The organism is Enterobacter sp. 3U4 (genome assembly GCF_057224565.1).
Map to the genome: position 1 here is coordinate 405,430 of NZ_CP136665.1, position 20,766 is coordinate 426,195.

The following is a 20,766-nucleotide window of genomic DNA, read 5'->3' on the forward strand; positions in this document are numbered from 1 at the left end:
GCCCCCATGTTCAGTCGACGTTTGCTAAAAAATGGTCGTCTGAATTTCGGTTGTGAGGTTCTTCCTGAGTGCTTAGATTCATTTTCAATCTATCGAGAGGATATGAATATGAACTTTGCAGAACGCCACTATCAGCATGAGCCTCTTCTTATCGCCAACGTCTGGGATGCCGCCAGTGCTGTCGCAGCGCAAAAAGCAGGCTACCAGGTTCTGGGAACGTCCAGTGCAGCTATAGCGTCCACACTGGGATATGACGACGGGCAGGGAATGCCGTTTGATGAGTTGTTTTATATGGTCACCCGGATCCGGGCTGCCAGCAGCCTGCCATTGAGCGTTGACATGGAAGCAGGGTATGGTGATTCAGCCGAAGAGATAGCAGGCAATCTGCGGCGCCTTGCTCAGACAGGCGTCGCAGGCGTTAATCTCGAAGACAGCCGAGTCATAAACGGGGTTCGTCAGCTTGACGATGCCTTTGATTTTTCCCGTAACCTGAGAACAGTATGCGATACGCTGAGAAGCGAAAATTACAGCCTGTTTCTGAACATCCGGACTGACACTTACCTGCTCGGGCATGAAGCCGCGTTGCAGGAGACGATATTACGGGGTCAACGCTATAAAGCCGCAGGTGCTGACGGCCTTTTTGTTCCCTGCCTGACGTCAGAGAAAGACATCAGCCTCATTGCAGAGGCAACGGATCTGCCCCTGAATGTTATGTGTATGCCCGATCTTCCGTCATTCGACAGGCTGAAACGGGCCGGGGTAAGGCGCATTTCAATGGGCAATTTTGTTCATTCATCTATTCAGTCAACGCTGACTGATGTCATGCATGCGATCCTTTCTCGTCAGACGTTTGAAGGACTTTTTGGTGATGAAAATAACCGATAAAAATCTGTGTGATATCTGGTATCAGGCATTACTTGAACGTGCTTCAGACTACACTGGCGTGTTTTTTGTTGGCGTCAAAACCACTGGCGTATTTTGCATTTCGGTATGCCGGGCGCGAAAGCCCAAACGCGAAAATGTCGAATTTTATAAAGATGCCAAATCTGCCCTGGCGGACGGTTTTCGTCCGTGTAAAGTCTGCAGACCCGCTGAAAATGCGCACAGCGCGCCATTATTCGTTGAGCAGGCGCTTGCGCTTGTCAGGCGCGATATCAAATCCCGTGTAGCAGACGCGGAGCTTCGTCAGCATGGCATCAGCCCGGAGCGGGTAAGGCGCTGGTTCCTGCAACATCACGGCATCACTTTTCAGGCTTTCCAGCGAATGCAGCGGGTGAACGTTGCCCTGCAGGAGCTGAAAAGTGGGCGCGCGGCGACTGACGTTGCGCTGGACAATGGCTATGAATCCCTGAGCGGGTTTGGTTATACCTACAAGCGTCTTACTGGCGCAGCGCCGACTCAGGCAACCCAGGTGATAGTCATTCACCGGTTTACTACGACGCTTGGACCGATGTTTGTCTGCGCGACAGAGCGGGGAGTCTGTCTGCTGGAGTTTACCGATCGCCGGATGTTAGAAACAGAATTTCGCGATATCCAGCGTTTATTTAACGCCAGAATCGTCACCGGAGAAAACAGCCATACCCGGCAGACGGTAAAAGAGATCGGCGAGTATTTTGCCGGAACGCGCCGACAGTTTGATCTCGCTTTAGATGCTCCGGGCAGTGATTTTCAACAATCCGTCTGGCATGCGTTGCGTGCTGTTACCTATGGACAGACCTCACACTATCAGGCCATTTCACTACGGCTTAATAAGCCCAATGCTGTGCGCGCCGTCGCTGCAGCTAACGGTGCCAACCGGATTGCGATTGTGATCCCCTGTCACAGGATAATTGGAAAAGATGGCGCGATGACAGGTTACGGAGGGGGGATTTCACGCAAAGAATGGCTCATTGAGCATGAGAGAAATAATCTTTAATTGCGTGATGTTTCTGTGTCGCCGGGAAATTTTATGGGTCTGGCGGGAGAAATTGAGGGCACAAAAAAGCCCGCAGGGCTTGCGCCGTGAGGGCTCTTAGGACTTCATCGGATGACTCTGGTTATCACCGATGGAGAATTTTGGTGGAGCTGGCGGGAGTTGAACCCGCGTCCGAAATTTCTACATCCTCGGTACTACATGCTTAGTTTGTCTTTACATTCGCACGCCAGCTGCGGACAGACACGCCACTAACGAACTAGCCTGATTAGTTTTAACGCTTCAACCCCAGGCAGGGCTTCCACGCGATCTCTTTTGGGTTTGACCTCTCTTTGATCCCCGTCTTAAGAGCGGAAGCTAGGGAGAGAGGGCTCAGAGCAGGTTATTAAGCTGCTAAAGCGTAGTTTTCGTCGTTTGCGACTATTTTTTTGCGGCTTTTAACGAGGCAAACCGCCCCTCGGCATGCACCTTGGGTTTCGCAAATCCCGTCGAATCCAGAATCAGCCCCAATAGTGTTGAACTGAGTATACCAGATTTCACTTCCTGGATACCAGCCCGGAACGCTAACTTATTGAATAGTACAATAAGTGTGCAGAATCAACGTCCTGCGTTTTTCATTATGCGCGCTTTGTCCAACTGCCACTCGCGCTCTTTCAGGTCAGTACGTTTGTCGTGCTGTTTTTTACCCTTCGCAACGCCAACTTTCACTTTGCACCAGGCGTTTTTCCAGTACAGCGACAGGGCGACCACGGTGAAACCTTCACGGTTGATGCGTCCGTAGAGGGATTCCAGCTCACGCTTGTTCAGCAGCAATTTGCGCGTGCGCGTTGGGTCACACACGTAGTGTGAGGAGGCGACGGTTAGCGGCGTAAAGTTCGCGCCGAACAGGAAGGCTTCGCCATCTTTCAGGATCACGTAGCTATCGCCGATGTTGGCTTTCCCGGCGCGCAGCGATTTTACTTCCCAGCCCTGCAACGCAAGGCCAGCTTCGAATTCTTCTTCAATGAAATACTCGTGGCGAGCACGCTTGTTGAGCGCAATGGTCGCCGAGCCTGGTTTATGTGCTTTTTTCTTCGTCATAAGTGTCGTAAAGCCGTCGGTAATCTGATTTCAAAAAGTCACCTCATTGCGTCCCGTGAGGTCTAACGCGCTATCTTAGCACGAGATGAGGCTTAGCGTTTTTTTAACAGGTGATAAATGTTATTATTTGTCCGTTGTGTGACCATGGGAAATGCTATGCCTCAGATTAGCCGTACTGCGCTTGTGCCTTACAGCGCGGAACAAATGTATCAGTTAGTGAACGATGTTCAGTCTTATCCAGAATTTATTCCGGGATGCACCGGAAGCCGCGTTCTGGAGTCCGGCCCGACGCAGATGACCGCGGCGGTGGATGTCTCCAAAGCGGGGATCAGCAAGACGTTCACCACCCGCAATACGCTGACCAGCAATCAGAGTATTTTGATGCATCTGGTGGATGGTCCGTTTAAAACCCTGATGGGAGGCTGGAAGTTTACGCCGCTGAGCGCTGACGCCTGTCGCATCGAGTTCCAGCTGGACTTTGAATTTACCAATAAGCTGATTGAGCTGGCGTTTGGCCGCATCTTTAAAGAGCTGGCGTCGAATATGGTTCAGGCGTTCACCACTCGCGCCAAAGAGGTTTACAGTGTCGCATAAGATTGCTGTAGAAGTGGTGTACGCTCTGCCGGAGAAGCAGTATCTGCAGCGCGTGACGCTGGAAGAGGGAGCGACCGTTGAGGCGGCCATCCGTGCTTCCGGCATACTTGAGCTTCGCAGCGATATCGACCTGGCGAAGAATAAGGTCGGGATTTACAGCCGTCCGGTGAAGCTGGGTGATATGCTGAAAGAGGGCGACCGGGTGGAGATTTATCGTCCGCTGATTGCCGACCCGAAAGAGCTGCGTCGTCAGCGTGCGGAGAAAGCGGGTAAGTAGCTCTTTCTCCCCCGGTGGCGCTTCGCTAACCGGGGCTACGATTCTGCGTAAGAATTCAGATACAAAAAAGGTGCTCAATGAGCACCTTTTTGCATTTCTGACTTCTGATTATTTGGTCAGGGCAGGCTTGTTGTCGATGTTGGTCAACACGCCGGCGCTGCTGAAGGTCAGCGTCAGGGTCTGCTGGGTCGCATCTTCGTGGCCCGGCTTTTGACGGAATACATAGAACCAGGTGTTAGTGCCGAACGGATCGGACATCATCGGGGTTCCCAGTGTATAAGCGACCTGCTGTTGTGTCATCCCCACGCGGATTTTGGACACATCGTTAGGGGTAAGGTAGTTCCCCTGGTTGATGTCAGGACGGTAAACCACTTTCTCCAGAGTGGAACAGCCTGCGGTCAACATCAGAAGAACCGCTGCGGCAGCGGTCAGCATTTTACAACGCATAGTGATTTGATTCCTTTTCGGGCCCGAGCAGAACGCGGCTCATATGTAATATGCCGATGATAATAGACCTTGCCCCACTTTGAAACCGGTCTGGCGGCGTTTTTGTTGTTCTGTATGACCCTGAGATCCCGAAAAAGTTTATGCCGCCAGCAGTTCTTTCGCGTTCGCGAGTGTGTTACGCGTGACTTCGCTGCCGCCGAGCAGGCGTGCCAGCTCCTGCAGACGCGCACGTTTATCCAGCGGCTTCATGTGCGTTTCAGTCATTTCACCGTCGGTTTCTTTGCTGACGATAAAGTGATGATGACCACAGCCCGCAACCTGCGGCAGGTGGGTGACACACATCACCTGCGTTGATTCGCCGAGCTGGCGCAGCAGTTTACCCACCACCGCCGCCGTTGGGCCGCTGATGCCGACATCCACTTCATCGAAAATCAGCGCCGGGGTTTCCATTTTACGCGCGGTGATCACCTGAATCGCCAGCGCAATACGCGACAGTTCACCGCCGGAGGCCACTTTGGAGATAGCCTGCAGCGGCTGCCCCGGGTTGGTAGTGACGCGGAACTCGATGCGGTCCGCACCTTCCGCCGTCAGGTGGTTCTCTTCAAAGCGGACATCAATGGTGAAAACACCGTGCGGCATCGCCAGCGTGTGCATGCTGTCGGTGATGTGCTGGCTTAGCTCCTGGGCGTAATGCTGACGGATTTCATGCAGCTTTTGCGCTGTCGCCAGCGCCTGTTCATGGTGCAGATTCACCGCCAGAGAGAGGGTTTCCTGCGAGTCGGCCTGATCGTCAAGCTGTTGCTGTTCTTCCAGCAGAGACTGATAGTAGCCCGGCAGCTCTTCCGGCGTGACGTGGTGCTTGCGCGCCAGTGAAATCTGACGGGAAATACGCTGCTCCAGCTCAAACAGACGGTTAGGGTCGAGATCCAGACGCTCACAGTAGTGGCGCAGTTCGTCACTGGCTTCGGAGATCTGAATCGCCGCTTCTTCCAGCATATCCAGAACGCCAGAAAGCTTGCTGTCCATGCCGACCAGTTCGGTAATCAGCTGGCGGACGTTATACAGCTGGCCTTGCAGGTTCACGTCTTCGCCATCTGCCAGCAGGTTAAGCGCATTCTGGCTGGTTGAGAGCAGGTGGCCGCTGTTCGCCAGCCGCTTGTACTCTTCGTCGATTTGCTCAAACTCACCCGGCTGCGGGTTGAATTCGTTTAGCTCTTTAAGCTGGTACGCCAGCAGCTCCGCACGTGCGGCGCGCTCCTGGCTTTGCTGCTGGTGCTGGGCAAGTTCACGGCAGCTCTGATGCCACTGGCGATAGTGCTCTGCCATAAGCTGAGTAAGCGCATACTCACCCGCATAGCCATCCAGCAGCGCTTTCTGCTGTTCAGGTTTGACGAGTTGCTGATGTGCGTGCTGGCCGTGGATCTGGATAAGCAGTTGTCCGAGCTCGCGAAGCTGGGAGAGCGGAACCGCCGTACCGTTGATAAAGCCACGTGAACGACCGTCGCTGCTGATCACGCGGCGTAGTAAACACTCACGTCCATCTTCGAGCTGGTTCTGCTCCAGCCAGCGCTGGGCGGCAGGGGTGTCTTTCAGGGAGAAACGGGCGCACAGGTCGGCACGGTTTGCGCCCATGCGCACCATGTCGCCCTCGGCGCGGCCGCCAAGGCACAAGCCGAGGGCATCAATGGCAATGGATTTACCTGCACCGGTTTCCCCGGTGATCGCCGTCATGCCGCTGTGGAAATCGATCTCAAGCTCACGAACTATGGCAAAATTGCTGATGGTCAGTTGTGCCAGCATAATTGTTTTCCTGTATGAAAAACCATAACTGTGTTTTCATACAGTATAAACTGGTTTTTTATACAGTAAAGTACTGGATGCAAAATCAGAACAATTTTTTTGACCAGCCAAGCTTCGAGCTCAATGTGTTGAAATAGCTGTAATCTTTCGGATGAATCAAATTCAGGTGGTAATCACACCGGCGAATAAGAACATCTTCACCTTCCTGGATCGGCAGCGCTATCTGGCTGTCGCAGCTGATCTCCAGGTCGTTACGGCGGTGCGAGAAGCGCAGACGTATCGTGCTGTCGCCGTTGATGACCAGCGGGCGGGCGGAGAGCGTGTGCGGGAACATCGGCACTAGGGTGATGGCATCCAGCGAAGGCGTCAGAATCGGGCCGCCGGCAGAAAGCGAGTAGGCAGTTGAGCCGGTCGGGGTGGAGATAATCAGCCCGTCAGAACGCTGGGAGAAGGCAAAGATTTCGTCGATATAGACTTCGAACTCGATCATGTGCGCCACTTTACCGGGGTGAAGGACCACCTCGTTAATCGCGGTACTGATGCGCTTCTGGCAGTCCTGCTGGCACACCTGCGCTTCCAGTAAAAAGCGTTTTTCGCTGATATAGTGGCCTTCCAGCACGTCGGCCAGCTGCTGTTGCGCATTGTCCGGGTCGAGGTCGGTTAAAAAGCCGAGGTTGCCACGGTTGATGCCAATAACCTTAATGTCATAGCGCGCCAGCGTGCGGGCCGCGCCGAGCATGTTGCCGTCGCCGCCCACTACCACGGCGAGATCGGCCTGTTGGCCAATTTCCGCCAGCGTGCCGGTTTTGACGCTCTTCAGCTGCAGCTCCTGGGCAATCTGCTGCTCGACCATCACTTCATAGCCTTTGCTACACAACCAGCGATACAACATTTCATGTGTCGTTAGTGCGGTAGGGTGACGCGGATGCCCGACGATCCCAATACACCTGAAATGATTATTCATTTTCTGGAGGTCCTTGTGCCTGATGAATGATGACAATCTGTCTTGTTCCCTTGAATCCCGGAAACTGATCCCCATAATAAGCGAAGTTAGCGAGATGAATGCAGAAAAACGCGGAGAAATTCATGAGTAGTAAAGAACAGAAAACGCCTGAGGGGCAAGCCCCTGAAGAAATTATCACGGAACAGCACGATGAAGTTGAGGCTGTAGAGCCAGACGCATCTGCTGAGCAGGTGGACCCGCGCGATGAAAAAATTGCGAATCTGGAAGCCCAGCTGGTAGAAGCACAGAATCGCGAACGCGATGGTGTTCTGCGCATCAAGGCGGAAATGGAAAACCTGCGTCGCCGTACCGAGCAGGACGTAGAGAAGGCGCATAAATTTGCGCTGGAGAAATTCGTCAACGAACTGCTGCCGGTAATTGATAGCCTCGATCGCGCGCTGGAAGTGGCTGACAAAGCGAATCCGGACAACGCGGCGATGATCGAAGGTATCGAACTGACGCTGAAATCCATGCTCGACGTGGTGCGTAAGTTTGGCGTGGAAGTGATTGCCGATACCAACGTTCCGCTGGATCCAAACGTTCACCAGGCGATTGCGATGGTGGAGTCAGAAGAGGTGGAAGCCGGTAAAGTGCTGGGCGTGATGCAGAAAGGTTACACCCTGAACGGCCGTACCATTCGCGCGGCGATGGTGACCGTGGCGAAAGCGAAAGCGTAATTCGCTATCCGTAGTGCCGGGTGGCGGCGTTCGCCTCACCCGGCCTACAGCCTTACTCCGCGATACTTTCGCGCAGGGGTTTAACGGGCAGGACTTTCACCTGCTTAATCATATTGTCCTGCACGTCCAGGATATCAATATCGTACTGCTCAATGCGCACCCGCGTGCCCGCCGCCGGGATCTCTTCCAGCGCTTCCAGAATCATCCCGTTAATGGTCCGAGCCTCATCTTCCGGCAAATGCCAGTTAAAGGCTTTGTTGAGTTCACGAATGTTCGCGCTACCGTCAATCAGCACCGAGCCGTCGTTTTGCGGGGTGACCTCTTCCGCGAGGGAAGGCGACATTGAGGTGGTAAAGTCCCCGACAATCTCTTCCAGAATATCTTCGACCGTCACCAGCCCCTGGATATCGCCGTACTCGTTGACCACCAGGCCGACCTTCTTCTTGTTGCGCTGGAATTTCACCAGCTGCGTGCTGAGCGGCGTTCCTTCCGGCACGTAGTAAATTTCGTCGGCGGCTCGCAGCATTACCTCTTTGGTAAACTCTTTTTTCTCGGTCATAAGACGGTAGGCTTCGCGCACGCGCAGCATGCTGATGGCGTCATCCAGCGAGTCGCGGTACAGCACAATCCGCCCGTGCGGGGAGTGCGTCAGCTGGCGAACGATGGCTTTCCAGTCGTCGTTGATGTCGATACCGACGATTTCATTACGCGGCACCATGATGTCGTTCACGCTCACCTTTTCCAGATCCAGCACCGACAGGAGCATGTCCTGATTGCGCCGGGAGATCTGTGAGCGGGATTCATGCACGATGGTGCGAAGCTCTTCTTTGCTGAGCGCGCTGCTGATGGTGACATCGGCTTTGATTCCCACCATCCGCATCAGGACGCGCGTCACCATGTTCAGCAGCCAGACCAGCGGCATCATCAGGATCAGCAGCGGTGCCAGCAGGAAGCTGCTCGGGTAAGCGACCTTCTCCGGGTAAAGCGCGGCGATAGTTTTCGGCAGCACTTCGGCAAACACCAGCACCACGAACGTCAGCACGCCGGTGGCAATCGCCACCCCGGCGTTGCCGTACAGGCGCATCCCGACGATGGTGCCGAGGGCAGAGGCCAGAATGTTGACGAGGTTGTTGCCGATAAGCACCAGGCTTATCAGGCGATCCGGCTTGCGGAGCAGTTTTTCAACGCGACGGGCGGCGCGGTTACCCTGTTTAGCACGATGCCGTAACCGGTAGCGGTTTAAGGTCATCATGCCGGTTTCCGAGCCGGAGAAATAGGCGGAGATGACCACCATGACGATCAGCGTAACGATCAGCGTGGTGGTAGAGATGTGTTCCAGGGGGAACTCCTTTTGTTACTTAGCCAGCAAATTGCTGTATGAAGCGGCTGCCAAAATAGGCAAGGGTGAGAATGCCCGCACCCGCGACGTTGAACCAGACCACGCGACGACCGCGCCAGCCTTCATGATAATGGCCCCATAACAGGACAATATAGACAAACCACGCGATGATGGAGAGCACTGCTTTATCAATATTCTCCACGCTGAACAGGTTCTTCATGTAAAACAGGCCCGTGCAAAGCGTGAGCGTCAGCAGCACCACGCCCACCTGGGTGATGTGGAACATCTTACGCTCAATGACCATCAGCGGCGGCATTTCATGGTTAAACGCCAGCTTTTTGTTTTTCAGCTGGTAGTCAATCCAGGCGAGCTGCATGGCGTAAAGCGCGGCGATGATCAGCGTCGCGTAGGCAAAGAGCGACAGGCCGATATGCACCAGCATCCCCGGGGTGGCCTCAAGATGCGTAATGAATTCATTAGGCATAAAGGTGGCGAGGGCCAGATTGATCAGCGCGAAGGTGTAGACAATCGGCAGCAGCAGCCAGCCGCGATTTTTAGACGCGACGATGGTCATTACCGTACAGATCATCAGGCTGACCAGCGAGCCGACGTTGAGGACGCTCAGGTTTTGCACGCTGCCGTCGCCGGGGATGATGCGTGATTCCAGCGCAAAGGCGTGGCTAATCAGTGCGATCACCGCCGAGAGAATAGCCATGCGCCGCCAGCCGCTGTTTTTTTGCAGCAGTCCGGGAATGATCAGCGCGAGGCTGACAGAGTAGGCAACAAGGGCGATCAGTGCGAAAACAGGCATATAGGCATCGACAGTTGTCTTAATAAGAAAGAGAAGCAGTATAACGTTACGTGACGCCTGCTCCAACCGTTGCATAACAACAAAGGCGCCTTCATGTTATACTCCGGCAAAATTCTGTGTATGTGTCGCCCATGGCGGCCCAACGTTTCTACTCAGGCGAGAGACAATGTTTGATAATTTAACCGATCGTTTGTCGCGCACGCTGCGCAACATCAGCGGCCGCGGACGCCTTACTGAAGAGAACATCAAGGAAACGCTGCGCGAAGTGCGCATGGCGCTGCTGGAAGCAGACGTCGCGTTGCCGGTTGTTCGTGATTTTATCAACCGCGTTAAAGAGAAGGCGGTTGGTCATGAAGTTAACAAGAGCCTGACCCCGGGTCAGGAGTTCGTCAAAATCGTTCGTAATGAACTGGTTTCGGCGATGGGCGAAGAGAACCAGGTGCTTAACCTGGCCGCTCAGCCACCGGCCGTGGTGCTGATGGCGGGCCTGCAGGGTGCGGGTAAAACCACCAGCGTCGGTAAGCTCGGTAAATTCCTGCGCGAAAAGCACAAGAAGAAAGTGCTGGTGGTCTCTGCGGACGTCTATCGCCCGGCGGCGATCAAGCAGCTGGAAACGCTGGCAGAGCAGGTTGGCGTGGATTTCTTCCCGTCAGACGTGGCGCAGAAGCCTGTCGACATCGTTAACGCCGCGCTGAAAGAGGCGAAGCTGAAATTCTACGACGTGCTGCTGGTGGATACCGCCGGTCGTCTGCACGTTGACGAAGCGATGATGGACGAGATCAAGCAGGTGCATGCCTCTATCAACCCGGTAGAGACCCTGTTTGTTGTTGACGCCATGACCGGTCAGGATGCGGCGAATACCGCGAAAGCGTTTAACGAAGCGCTGCCGTTAACCGGCGTGGTGCTGACCAAAGTGGACGGTGACGCCCGCGGCGGTGCTGCCCTCTCGATTCGTCACATCACCGGCAAGCCGATCAAATTCCTCGGCGTGGGCGAGAAAACCGAAGCGCTGGAGCCGTTCCACCCGGATCGTATCGCCTCCCGTATCCTCGGCATGGGCGACGTGCTGTCGCTGATCGAAGATATCGAGAGCAAGGTTGACCGCGCGCAGGCCGAGAAGCTGGCCAGCAAGCTGAAAAAAGGTGACGGTTTCGATCTCACCGACTTCCTTGAGCAGCTGCGTCAGATGAAAAACATGGGCGGCATGGCCAGCCTGATGGGCAAACTGCCGGGCATGGGCCAGATCCCTGACAACGTGAAAGCGCAGATGGATGACAAGGTGCTGGTGCGCATGGAGGCAATCATCAACTCTATGACGCTGAAAGAGCGCGCTAACCCGGACATCATCAAAGGTTCTCGTAAACGCCGTATCGCAGCCGGTTGCGGCATGCAGGTGCAGGACGTTAACCGCCTTCTGAAACAGTTTGACGACATGCAGCGCATGATGAAGAAAATGAAGAAAGGCGGCATGGCGAAGATGATGCGCGGGATGAAAGGCATGATGCCACCAGGATTCCCTGGCAGATAAATCGTGTTTAATGCTCAGCATTAAGATGCTGATTGCATTTTCCCCAAAAATCAGTAAAATTTTCGGGCTTTTAATATGACACCCGGGCTCCGTTCCTCGATGGGGCCCGGTTGTTTTATTCACACAAGAGGATGTTATGGTAACTATTCGTTTAGCACGTCACGGCGCTAAAAAGCGTCCGTTCTACCAGGTTGTTGTGACTGACAGCCGTAATGCACGCAACGGTCGCTTCATCGAGCGCGTTGGTTTCTTCAACCCACTGGCCGCTGGCGCAGAAGAAGAAACTCGTCTGGATCTGGATCGTATCGCTCACTGGGTTGGCCAGGGCGCTACTGTATCCGATCGCGTTGCTACGCTGATCAAAGCAGCAAACAAAGCAGCTTAATCTGTCACGGTGGTCATGATGAGCAATAAAGCACCTGTTGAACCGATCGTATTGGGAAAAATGGGTTCTTGCTACGGTATCCGTGGTTGGCTCAGAGTGTTTTCCTCCACTGAAGACGCTGATAGCATTTTTGATTACCAGCCCTGGTTTATCCAGAAAGGCGGTAAGTGGGAAGAGGTCGAGCTGGAAAGCTGGCGTCACCACAATCAGGACATCATCATCAAGCTGAAAGGCGTTGACGATCGTGATGCTGCGAATGCGCTGACTAATTGTGAAATTGTCGTGGATTCGTCGCAGTTGCCACAGCTGGAAGAGGGCGACTACTACTGGAAAGACCTTATGGGTTGCCAGGTAGTCACTACCGAAGGCTACAGCCTGGGAAAAGTCATCGATATGATGGAAACCGGGTCAAATGACGTTCTCGTCATTAAGGCAAACCTGAAAGATGCATTTGGCATCAAGGAGCGGTTGGTCCCGTTCCTCGATGGACAGGTTATCAAGAAAGTCGATCTCACTACTCAAACCATTGAAGTAGATTGGGATCCTGGTTTTTAAATTCTCCGGATAAACGGTAAAAGACGGTGCTATGTGGATTGGCATAATTAGCCTGTTTCCTGAAATGTTCCGCGCGATTACCGATTACGGGGTAACTGGCCGGGCAGTAAAGAATGGCCTGCTGAGCATCCAGAGCTGGAGTCCTCGTGACTTTACTCATGACCGGCACCGTACCGTGGACGATCGTCCTTACGGCGGCGGACCGGGGATGCTAATGATGGTGCAACCCTTACGGGACGCCATTCACACAGCAAAAGCCGCGGCAGGTGAAGGCGCAAAGGTGATTTATCTGTCACCTCAGGGACGCAAGCTTGATCAAGCGGGCGTGAGCGAACTGGCGACGAATCAAAAGCTGATTCTGGTCTGTGGGCGCTACGAAGGGATAGATGAGCGCGTAATTCAAACCGAGATTGACGAAGAATGGTCTATCGGCGATTACGTTCTCAGCGGTGGTGAGTTACCGGCAATGACGCTGATTGACTCCGTCGCCCGGTTTATTCCGGGTGTTCTGGGCCATGAAGCTTCGGCAACGGAAGATTCCTTTGCCGACGGGTTGCTGGACTGTCCACACTATACTCGTCCTGAAGTGTTAGAAGGGATGGAAGTACCGGCGGTGTTACTGTCTGGAAACCATGCCGAGATACGTCGCTGGCGTTTGAAGCAGTCGCTGGGCCGAACCTGGCTTAGAAGACCTGAACTTCTGGAAAACCTGGCTCTGACTGAAGAGCAAGCAAAGTTGCTGGCCGAGTTCAAAACCGAACACGCGCAACAGCAGCATGAACATGATGGGAATGCGTAATACGCTCCCGAATATCAGTTTACCCAGGATAAGAGATTAAATTATGAGCAACATTATTAAGCAACTTGAACAAGAGCAGATGAAGCAGGACGTACCTTCCTTCCGTCCAGGTGACACCGTGGAAGTGAAAGTATGGGTTGTTGAAGGTTCCAAAAAACGTCTGCAGGCATTCGAGGGCGTGGTTATCGCTATTCGTAACCGCGGTCTGCACTCTGCATTCACTGTTCGTAAAATTTCCAACGGCGAAGGCGTTGAGCGTGTCTTCCAGACTCACTCTCCGGTAGTTGACAGCATTGCTGTTAAACGTCGTGGTGCTGTACGTAAAGCTAAACTGTACTACCTGCGTGAGCGTACTGGTAAGTCTGCTCGTATTAAAGAGCGTCTGAACTAAGATTCGCTTAAGCGACATCCTGTTAGAAAGGGCTGGCCGAAAGGCTGGCCTTTTTTTATCCCATCGCACCTCTCGCGTTAACCCTTTCGTCATAAATCATTTACAATGCTTGCCTCTTGAATGGAGGGGAAGTGGATAACGTACTGCATCAGCCTAAACGTAAACGCGCAGCGGCATTGACCGCGCTGTTTGCGATCCTGCTGATCGTGGTGGCGCCGCTTATCTCCGTCTCGTTGCAGAAAGATCCCATGAGCGCCATGCCGGGCATGCATCATGATATGAGCATGATGTCGATGGATGACCATCACGACGATATGACGCATACGATGCCTGTCGACCATGCGGAAGCGTGCGGCTACTGCGTGCTGTTAGCGCATGTCCCTGGCGTGATGCTGGCGCTCATCGTCCTGCTCAGCGTGGTGCTGCAGAGGCTTCGCGTTAAGCCGCCGCGCCAGGCGGTCAGCCACTGGCACTTCTTCCCCTGGCTTTACCCTGATACCCGCGCGCCGCCGCGGCAGTCAGCTTTTTCCCTTTAAAAACAAAATCGATAACTTTTTGCCTTAAAAAGGAAAAGTATGACTACCTGCACTCCGCGCGCGGCATGGGGAAACCTGCTGCGTCGCCTTCATTTCTACGTCGGGCTGTTTGTCGGCCCGTTTATCTTCTTCGCCGCGCTGACCGGGACGCTGTATGTGGCGACCCCACAGCTGGAAAACGCCCTCTACCGGAACGCGCTCCACACGGATTCCACGGGCGAGCCGCAGCCTCTGGCAGAACAAATCGCCGTGGCGGAAAAAACCGTTGGCTCAGATTTACGTTTGCACGCCGTTCGTCCGGGGCTGGCTGAAGGCGAAACCACCCGTGTGATGTTCGCTGATCCGAAACTTGGGCCATCGGAGAACCGCGCTATTTTCGTGGATCCGGTAAGCCTGTCGGTGCTGGGAGATATGACGGTATACGGCACCAGCGGGATTTTACCGCTGCGTCAGACCATTGATTACCTGCATACCTCTCTGATGTTGGGCGACGTGGGGCGACTCTACAGCGAGCTTGCAGCCTCGTGGATGTGGATCGCCGCGCTGGGCGGTATTGCCCTTTGGTTTTATACCCGACCCAAACGGCGGATCAACAATCGCTTCCAGAACCGGCGTCGGGTGCACGTGACGCTGGGCTGGGTTCTGCTGGGTGGAATGCTGCTGTTCTCCGCAACCGGCCTGACCTGGTCCCAGTGGGCTGGCGGGAACGTGGATAAGCTGCGGGCAGAGATGAACTGGCTCACCCCGCAGGTGAACACGACGCTATCCGGCCAACATGAGTTTACGGATGAACATGCCGAACATCGCGGTCATCACGGCGGGATGATGATGCCGGAAACGGCGATGGATTTGACGCAGTTTGACGGGGTATTAAGCGCGGCGCGTAAAGCGGGGATTGATGCCAACAGGCTGGAGATCCGCCCGGCGAAAACGATGGATAGTGCCTGGACCGTGACGGAAATCGATCGCAGCTGGCCGACTCAGGTCGATGCCGTTGCGGTTGATCCTCATACGTTGCAGGTTCTGGACAGAACCCGATTCGAGGATTTCCCGCTAATGGCAAAACTGACCCGCTGGGGCGTTGATTTCCATATGGGGATCTTATTCGGCCTTGCAAATCAGCTGCTGCTCGTGGCGTTCGGCCTCGCGCTGTGCGTGCTCATTATCTGGGGATACCGGATGTGGTGGATGCGTCGTCCGGCGCAATCGGCAGTGAGTCCGGTACAAACGCTTTGTCAGAGCTGGCTGGCGCTGTCAGGATGGGGAAGAGGCGTTACGGTGATAACTAGCGTACTGTTGGGGCTGGCCCTGCCGGTCATGGGCGCGAGTCTGGCACTGTTTGTTCTGGTGGACTGGCTGCGCTGGCGAGCGGCAACCAGGGTGACGCTCGCCGAATCATCCGCTAAATAACCCTATGGCGTGCTGATCACCACTGCGACGCGGCGGTTTTCAGCGCGCCCTTGCGGGGTACTGTTGCTCGCAACCGGGTATTTTTGACCTAATCCCCGCGTGGTAAGATTGCTGCGCGGGATATTTGCCCCCTTCGCCCAGGCGTCGGCCACGGCATTGGCGCGTTTTAACGACAGCGCTTCGTTGTAGCTTTCTTCTCCGTAGTTATCCGTGTGACCGTCCATTCGTGCGTGGTTCAGACCGGTTTCCGCCAGGCGAGAGGCCATGGACTGGATCTGCTTTTCACTTTCCGGGCGCAGCCTGGCGTCATTTTTATCAAACAGGATGGTGTCCGACATGCCAAGGGACCAGTCACCATTCAGTTCGTTAAAACCGTAAGACTTCATCGCCGTAATTTGCTCAGGAGTGAATTTGCCTTGAGGCGGCGACTGACAGCCTGCCAGAACCAGTGAGGCCAGGACTAACGGCGCGAAGTAACGTTTTAACATAGTGTATCCTTTCTAACTTATTGTTTTCGTACGCTGGTTTTTCACCTGGTACATGTTGCGGTCAGCCCTCTCCAGTAATGCTTCCACGGAAGCATTTTCCCACGCCAGAGCAAAGCCAATGCTGAGTGACATCGATGCTTTTTGTCCGTTATGAAGATCAAACGGACGGATAAACTGCTGCGAAAGCGCAGCACAAATGTGTTGAACCTCAAGCTCAGAGTGCACGCCGTACAGCACCATGGCGAATTCGTCACCGCCAAGGCGGTATGCCTGATGACGTTTGTCGCCAAACTCCATCATCCTGCTGGCAACTTCGATCAGCACGCAGTCTCCTGCCGCGTGGCCCCAGGTGTCGTTAATAAACTTAAAATTATCACCGTCGAGGAAGAGCAGGGCCGAGTTTGTTTTGGCTGAAGGGTCGTTCATTAAGGCCGCAATGCTGTTACGAAACGCCGCGCGGTTGGCAAGACCGGTAAGCGGGTCGTGCATGGCGGTCCGCAACAGCTGGGCGTTTTTCGCCTGAAGCTTCAGTTGCCACTCTTCCATTTCATCCAGCAGACTGTTGAAGTCCTCGCCAAACTGGTGAAATTCTTCGATACGGCCGTCTTTCACCCGGCGGGAGAAGTTGCGGTTAGTACGTACGTCATGCACGACGTCGGTAATGTTCTGCAGGGCCGTGACCATCCCACGATGCAAAGACTGGGTAATGATGAGGGCGACGACGGCGGCAAAAAGAATGCAGCCGGTCAGTACGGCAAACGACGTCCAGATGAAGTGGCTGATCAAACTGTCACGCGCGGTAAGGCGGATTTCGCCGATCGTTAAGCCGTTATGCATGATGGGCTGCGCAACCGGAACGGGGAAAAGCCAGCGGCTGACCAGTGCGCCCAGCGTGTCGTTGTTATCCTCCGGGTTCCAGGACCAGTAGGCGAACCGCTTTTTATGCGCGTTAATCACCTCCGCCGCAGCAAACTGCCCCTGTTTGCCCAGGGCGGCAAGCGTTTCGTTGGCCGCCAGCGAGTCGTTGAAAACCAGCGAGGCTTCCAGGCTGTGGCTCATTGTGGCGCCGGTTAATTCGAGATTCTTTTGCGCGTATTGTTTTAACGTCACGACGGAAGCGAAACAGAGCAGCAGCCATATTAACGTCATCGTAATGATGACGCTTATCATGCTGTTTCGCCTCAACGTTCTTTTAAACGTCGGACGTGGCGTTGAAGTGAAATCTTTATCCATGCTGCTTATTCCGTGCCAGCATTAATACATCCGGATTGACTCTTACGCCACTGCGCGTCAATGCATCCAGGTTGACGGAAAACCGTACCTGGCCGCGATCGATCATCAGGCAAAAGGCACTGCCAATTACACATTCCGGATTTTGCTCTGAGATTAATAGCAACGCTCTGCCCTGGTATTGACTTATTAATTCAAGTTGTTTTGCCGGCGATTCAGACCCGAAATATATCGCATCGCACGTCGCGGCCAGGGCTTCCCGATCGTTACGTACAATAACGGGAGTATAAGGAAACTCGTTGTGCCCTTCGTCGCCGCTAAGCGCGTGCGTATAGTGAGACGTGGCATAGATGCAGAGTTTAGGCTGTCCGGATAGTGACGGCCATCGCGTATAGCTCACAATGCCTGAGACAATCGAGCGTACCGATTTATCCGTTTCCGTAAGCGTGCCTGCCGTCGCTGGGCCCACCATAAGGAATAGCGTTATCACCAGAGTGAGTCGGAAAAAAGAGATCAAGAATAAATTTCTCACCAGAATCCGCCACATCGCTCCGGAAATAGATGTCCTTAAGAGTTGCGGGCAGAATACCATTGTTTGTCAGAGCCGTCATTATGTCAGAAATAGCCTAAGGCCGACCTAAGCTAAATCCTACTGTTGTTTATTTTCCGGTGGATAAAAATAGATTAATTCATTCTGCTGGAGCGCATACTTTCATCCATCCCTTTCTGCCATGACGCACGTAGTTTTGCCGCGTTTTCGGCAGTATCGCAACTGGCAGGGAACGATTTGCCCGCTAATCCCCAGGCGTGAATAAACCCTTCTTCGCAGATTTTCTTCTGACCGTCAGCATAGCCGCGAAGATATTCACTACGATCAACGTGTGTATCGTTAAAACTATCGGCCAGGGCCTGGTTATCTTTAACCGGCAGGCCATTCATGGCGTCTTCTTTCCCGGCATCAAACCAGGATGGGCTGGTCCAGTCGGGCTGGAAGGTGTAAGGATTGATCTGACAGCCCGTTAAAAACAGCGACAACAGCGCGAGAGCAATTGAACGCATAGCCTTTCTCCTTTTTTCTTCAGCATAGCCTGGCTAAGAAAAATCTGTATGTAATTTAAAGTTTACGTTTTTATCGGCTGATTTTTGCAATAAATTGGCTTGTGTAAACTAATGTGTACGTATTTTGGATTGAAATGTTTACTTTTTATGGTATCGTGGTTTCACCTCATTGAGGAAAACAACTATCGCAAACGAGCTTTACAGGATCGCCATCATGCAAAAAGACGCGCTGAACAACGTACATATCACTGACGAACAGGTGTTAATCACTCCGGATCAACTGAAAGCGGAATTTCCGCTGAGCGTCGCGCAGGAGGCTCAGATTGAGCACTCGCGTCAGACCATTTCAAATATCATCGCCGGCCGCGATCCGCGCCTGCTGGTGGTGTGTGGTCCTTGCTCCATTCACGATCCTGAAACCGCCATTGAGTACGCTCGTCGATTTAAAACATTAGCGGAGGAGGTCAGCGATAGCCTCTATCTGGTGATGCGCGTCTATTTTGAGAAGCCACGTACTACCGTCGGCTGGAAAGGGTTGATTAACGATCCGCACATGGATGGCTCGTTTGATGTGGAAGCAGGCCTGAAGATTGCGCGTCGCCTGCTGGTGGAGCTGGTCAGCATGGGGCTGCCGCTGGCAACCGAAGCGCTGGACCCGAACAGCCCGCAGTACCTGGGCGATCTGTTCAGCTGGTCGGCTATTGGTGCGCGAACCACAGAATCGCAAACCCATCGCGAGATGGCGTCTGGTCTGTCGATGCCGGTTGGCTTTAAAAACGGTACCGATGGCAGCCTGGCGACGGCGATCAACGCCATGCGCGCTGCCGCCATGCCGCACCGTTTCGTCGGTATCAACCAGGCGGGCCAGGTCTGCCTCCTGCAAACGCAGGGCAACCCGGACGGTCATGTGATCCTGCGCGGCGGGAAAGCACCGAACTACAGCCCGGCTGACGTAGCGCAGTGTGAAAAAGAGATGGAGCAGACGGGACTGCGCCCGGCACTGATGGTAGATTGCAGTCATGGTAATTCGAATAAAGATTACCGTCGCCAGCCTGCGGTTGCGGAATCCGTGGTCGCACAGATCAAAGATGGCAACCGTTCGATTATCGGTCTGATGATTGAGAGCAATATTCATGAAGGCAATCAGTCATCTGAACAACCGCGTAGCGCAATGAAGCACGGCGTTTCCGTGACGGATGCCTGCATCAGTTGGGAGACGACCGATGCGCTGCTGCGTGAGATCCACAAAGATTTGAACGGCCAGCTGGCGACGCGTCTGGCTTAAGAGGTTAGTTATGGTTGCTGAATTGACCGCACTGCGCGATCAAATTGATGAAGTGGATAAGGCGCTGCTGGATCTGCTGGCGCGCCGCATGGCCCTGGTCGCCGAAGTCGGTGAGGTGAAAAGCAAATACGGCCTGCCGATTTACGTCCCGGAGCGCGAGGCCTCCATGCTGGCCTCCCGTCGCAAAGAGGCGCAGGCGCTGGGCGTTTCGCCGGACTTGATTGAAGATGTTCTGCGTCGCGTGATGCGGGAGTCCTATTCCAGCGAAAACGACAAGGGCTTCAAAACCCTCTGTCCGACCCTGCGTCCGGTGGTGATTGTCGGCGGTGCTGGGCAGATGGGGCGCCTGTTTGAAAAGATGCTGACGCTTTCTGGCTATCAGGTGCGCATTCTGGAAAAAGAGGACTGGGCGCAGGCACCGGAACTCATGAAAGATGCCGGGATGGTTATCGTCAGCGTGCCGATCCACGTGACGGAGCAGATCGTCGGGAAGCTTCCTCCTTTACCGAAAGATTGCATCCTGGTGGATCTGGCCTCCGTCAAAAATGGTCCGCTGCAGGCAATGCTGGCTGCACATACTGGCCCGGTGCTGGGTCTGCACCCGATGTTTGGCCCGGACAGCGGCAGCCTGGCTAAGCAGGTGGTGGTTTACTGCGACGGTCGACAGCCAGAAGCCTATCAGTGGTTCCTGGAACAGATTCAGGTATGGGGTGCGCGACTGCACCGCATCAGCGCGGTCGAGCACGATCAGAACATGGCGTTCATTCAGGCGCTGCGCCACTTTGCGACGTTTGCCTACGGTCTGCATCTGGCGGAGGAGAACGTGCAGCTTGAACAACTGCTGGCACTCTCTTCACCTATCTATCGTCTGGAACTGGCGATGGTCGGGCGTCTGTTTGCTCAGGATCCGCAGCTTTACGCGGACATTATTATGTCCTCCGAGAACAACCTGGCGCTGATCAAGCGTTACTATCAGCGCTTTGGTGAAGCCATTACGCTGCTGGAGCACGGAGACAAGCAGGCGTTTATCGACAGCTTCCGCAAGGTCGAGCACTGGTTTGGCGATTACGCGCAGCGTTTCCAGAGTGAAAGCCGGACGCTGTTGCGCCAGGCAAATGACAGTCGCCAGTAATGCGATGATGTATATACTGAAAGCCAGC

Annotated in this window: 24 protein-coding genes and 1 other RNA gene; 14 read left to right on the top strand and 11 right to left on the bottom strand. The window is 54.2% G+C overall.

The features are described from left to right. Positions 1-108: 108 nt before the first annotated feature. Together RVY89_RS01980 and RVY89_RS01985 are read left to right on the top strand one after the other, a co-directional pair. Positions 109-885: an isocitrate lyase/PEP mutase family protein gene (locus RVY89_RS01980; protein WP_484826758.1), complete on the top strand. Its 777-nt coding sequence runs from the start codon at positions 109-111 to the stop codon at positions 883-885. Continuing rightward, positions 869-1,915: a bifunctional transcriptional activator/DNA repair enzyme AdaA gene (locus RVY89_RS01985; RefSeq protein WP_484827890.1), complete on the top strand. Its 1,047-nt coding sequence runs from the start codon at positions 869-871 to the stop codon at positions 1,913-1,915. Before RVY89_RS01980 ends, RVY89_RS01985 begins: the two co-directional genes overlap by 17 nt. Before the next feature lie 141 nt (positions 1,916-2,056). Here RVY89_RS01985 and ssrA read toward each other — a convergent pair. Beyond that, positions 2,057-2,420, bottom strand: a transfer-messenger RNA (tmRNA) gene (gene ssrA / locus RVY89_RS01990). Positions 2,421-2,509: 89 nt separating this feature from the next. Then, the gene (gene smpB, locus RVY89_RS01995; protein WP_008502505.1) at positions 2,510-2,992 is read right to left on the bottom strand and encodes an SsrA-binding protein SmpB; all 483 of its coding nucleotides are present in this window, start codon (positions 2,990-2,992) and stop codon (positions 2,510-2,512) included. A gap of 156 nt (positions 2,993-3,148) precedes the next feature. Between smpB and RVY89_RS02000 the strand changes: the two genes are divergently transcribed. Then, positions 3,149-3,586, top strand: coding sequence for a type II toxin-antitoxin system RatA family toxin (locus RVY89_RS02000; protein ID WP_024908332.1), 438 nt, complete (start codon positions 3,149-3,151; stop codon positions 3,584-3,586). After that, complete coding sequence (locus tag RVY89_RS02005; protein WP_484826759.1) at positions 3,576-3,863, top strand: RnfH family protein; 288 nt, start codon at positions 3,576-3,578, stop codon at positions 3,861-3,863. The genes RVY89_RS02000 and RVY89_RS02005 overlap by 11 nt, the downstream gene beginning before the upstream one ends. A gap of 108 nt (positions 3,864-3,971) precedes the next feature. On the opposite strand, the gene bamE is transcribed toward RVY89_RS02005, so the two are convergent. From bamE to nadK, 3 genes are all read right to left on the bottom strand, one after another. After that, positions 3,972-4,310 carry an outer membrane protein assembly factor BamE gene (gene bamE, locus RVY89_RS02010; RefSeq protein WP_023308883.1) on the bottom strand — a complete coding sequence of 113 codons (339 nt, stop codon included), beginning with the start codon at positions 4,308-4,310 and terminating at the stop codon, positions 3,972-3,974. Between the two features lie 138 nt (positions 4,311-4,448). Continuing rightward, entirely contained in the window at positions 4,449-6,110 is a 1,662-nt protein-coding gene (gene recN, locus RVY89_RS02015; RefSeq protein WP_420277290.1) for a DNA repair protein RecN, read from the bottom strand. 85 nt (positions 6,111-6,195) lie between these two features. Then, the gene (gene nadK, locus RVY89_RS02020) at positions 6,196-7,074 is read right to left on the bottom strand and encodes an NAD(+) kinase (protein ID WP_008502500.1); all 879 of its coding nucleotides are present in this window, start codon (positions 7,072-7,074) and stop codon (positions 6,196-6,198) included. A gap of 122 nt (positions 7,075-7,196) precedes the next feature. Here nadK and grpE point away from each other — a divergent pair, with 122 nt between their 5' ends. Then, positions 7,197-7,790 (top strand): nucleotide exchange factor GrpE, encoded by a 594-nt coding sequence (gene grpE / locus RVY89_RS02025; protein ID WP_023333122.1) that lies wholly within the window; start codon positions 7,197-7,199, stop codon positions 7,788-7,790. 52 nt (positions 7,791-7,842) lie between these two features. Here the strand turns inward: grpE and RVY89_RS02030 are convergent, their stop codons facing one another. Further along, positions 7,843-9,129, bottom strand: a complete 1,287-nt coding sequence (locus RVY89_RS02030; protein WP_032640969.1) for an HlyC/CorC family transporter — start codon at positions 9,127-9,129, stop codon at positions 7,843-7,845. A 19-nt stretch (positions 9,130-9,148) separates the two neighbouring features. Further along, on the bottom strand, positions 9,149-9,940 hold the full coding sequence (locus RVY89_RS02035) for a cytochrome C assembly family protein (RefSeq protein WP_032623031.1): 792 nt from the start codon (positions 9,938-9,940) through the stop codon (positions 9,149-9,151). 166 nt (positions 9,941-10,106) lie between these two features. Here RVY89_RS02035 and ffh point away from each other — a divergent pair, with 166 nt between their 5' ends. The 7 genes from ffh (at position 10,107) to RVY89_RS02070 (ending at position 15,544) form a co-directional block, all read left to right on the top strand. After that, complete coding sequence (gene ffh / locus RVY89_RS02040) at positions 10,107-11,468, top strand: signal recognition particle protein (RefSeq protein ID WP_014884878.1); 1,362 nt, start codon at positions 10,107-10,109, stop codon at positions 11,466-11,468. A 136-nt stretch (positions 11,469-11,604) separates the two neighbouring features. After that, on the top strand, positions 11,605-11,853 hold the full coding sequence (gene rpsP / locus RVY89_RS02045; RefSeq protein ID WP_003863133.1) for a 30S ribosomal protein S16: 249 nt from the start codon (positions 11,605-11,607) through the stop codon (positions 11,851-11,853). Between the two features lie 15 nt (positions 11,854-11,868). Next, positions 11,869-12,408, top strand: coding sequence for a ribosome maturation factor RimM (gene rimM, locus RVY89_RS02050; RefSeq protein ID WP_029741020.1), 540 nt, complete (start codon positions 11,869-11,871; stop codon positions 12,406-12,408). Between the two features lie 31 nt (positions 12,409-12,439). Continuing rightward, a complete protein-coding gene (trmD, locus tag RVY89_RS02055; protein WP_008502493.1) occupies positions 12,440-13,207 on the top strand; it encodes a tRNA (guanosine(37)-N1)-methyltransferase TrmD in 768 nt (255 codons plus the stop codon). 43 nt (positions 13,208-13,250) lie between these two features. After that, complete coding sequence (gene rplS / locus RVY89_RS02060; RefSeq protein WP_002914145.1) at positions 13,251-13,598, top strand: 50S ribosomal protein L19; 348 nt, start codon at positions 13,251-13,253, stop codon at positions 13,596-13,598. A 131-nt stretch (positions 13,599-13,729) separates the two neighbouring features. After that, positions 13,730-14,134: a DUF2946 domain-containing protein gene (locus RVY89_RS02065; protein WP_484826760.1), complete on the top strand. Its 405-nt coding sequence runs from the start codon at positions 13,730-13,732 to the stop codon at positions 14,132-14,134. Positions 14,135-14,173: 39 nt separating this feature from the next. After that, positions 14,174-15,544 (top strand): PepSY-associated TM helix domain-containing protein, encoded by a 1,371-nt coding sequence (locus RVY89_RS02070; RefSeq protein WP_484826761.1) that lies wholly within the window; start codon positions 14,174-14,176, stop codon positions 15,542-15,544. A gap of 2 nt (positions 15,545-15,546) precedes the next feature. Here RVY89_RS02070 and RVY89_RS02075 read toward each other — a convergent pair whose 3' ends face one another. From RVY89_RS02075 to RVY89_RS02090, 4 genes are all read right to left on the bottom strand, one after another. Beyond that, complete coding sequence (locus RVY89_RS02075) at positions 15,547-16,032, bottom strand: OmpA family protein (RefSeq protein ID WP_371898009.1); 486 nt, start codon at positions 16,030-16,032, stop codon at positions 15,547-15,549. A 12-nt stretch (positions 16,033-16,044) separates the two neighbouring features. Next, entirely contained in the window at positions 16,045-17,265 is a 1,221-nt protein-coding gene (gene dgcN, locus RVY89_RS02080) for a diguanylate cyclase DgcN/YfiN (protein ID WP_484826762.1), read from the bottom strand. Then, positions 17,258-17,794 carry a regulatory sequestration protein YfiR gene (gene yfiR, locus RVY89_RS02085; protein ID WP_484827891.1) on the bottom strand — a complete coding sequence of 179 codons (537 nt, stop codon included), beginning with the start codon at positions 17,792-17,794 and terminating at the stop codon, positions 17,258-17,260. Before yfiR ends, dgcN begins: the two co-directional genes overlap by 8 nt. 152 nt (positions 17,795-17,946) lie before the next feature. Beyond that, positions 17,947-18,321 (bottom strand): DUF2799 domain-containing protein, encoded by a 375-nt coding sequence (locus RVY89_RS02090; RefSeq protein WP_484826763.1) that lies wholly within the window; start codon positions 18,319-18,321, stop codon positions 17,947-17,949. A 214-nt stretch (positions 18,322-18,535) separates the two neighbouring features. Between RVY89_RS02090 and aroF the strand changes: the two genes are divergently transcribed. Both aroF and tyrA read left to right on the top strand, forming a co-directional pair. Further along, positions 18,536-19,606, top strand: coding sequence for a 3-deoxy-7-phosphoheptulonate synthase AroF (gene aroF / locus RVY89_RS02095; protein ID WP_484826764.1), 1,071 nt, complete (start codon positions 18,536-18,538; stop codon positions 19,604-19,606). Between the two features lie 10 nt (positions 19,607-19,616). After that, the gene (gene tyrA / locus RVY89_RS02100) at positions 19,617-20,738 is read left to right on the top strand and encodes a bifunctional chorismate mutase/prephenate dehydrogenase (protein WP_126796488.1); all 1,122 of its coding nucleotides are present in this window, start codon (positions 19,617-19,619) and stop codon (positions 20,736-20,738) included. Positions 20,739-20,766: the final 28 nt, after the last annotated feature.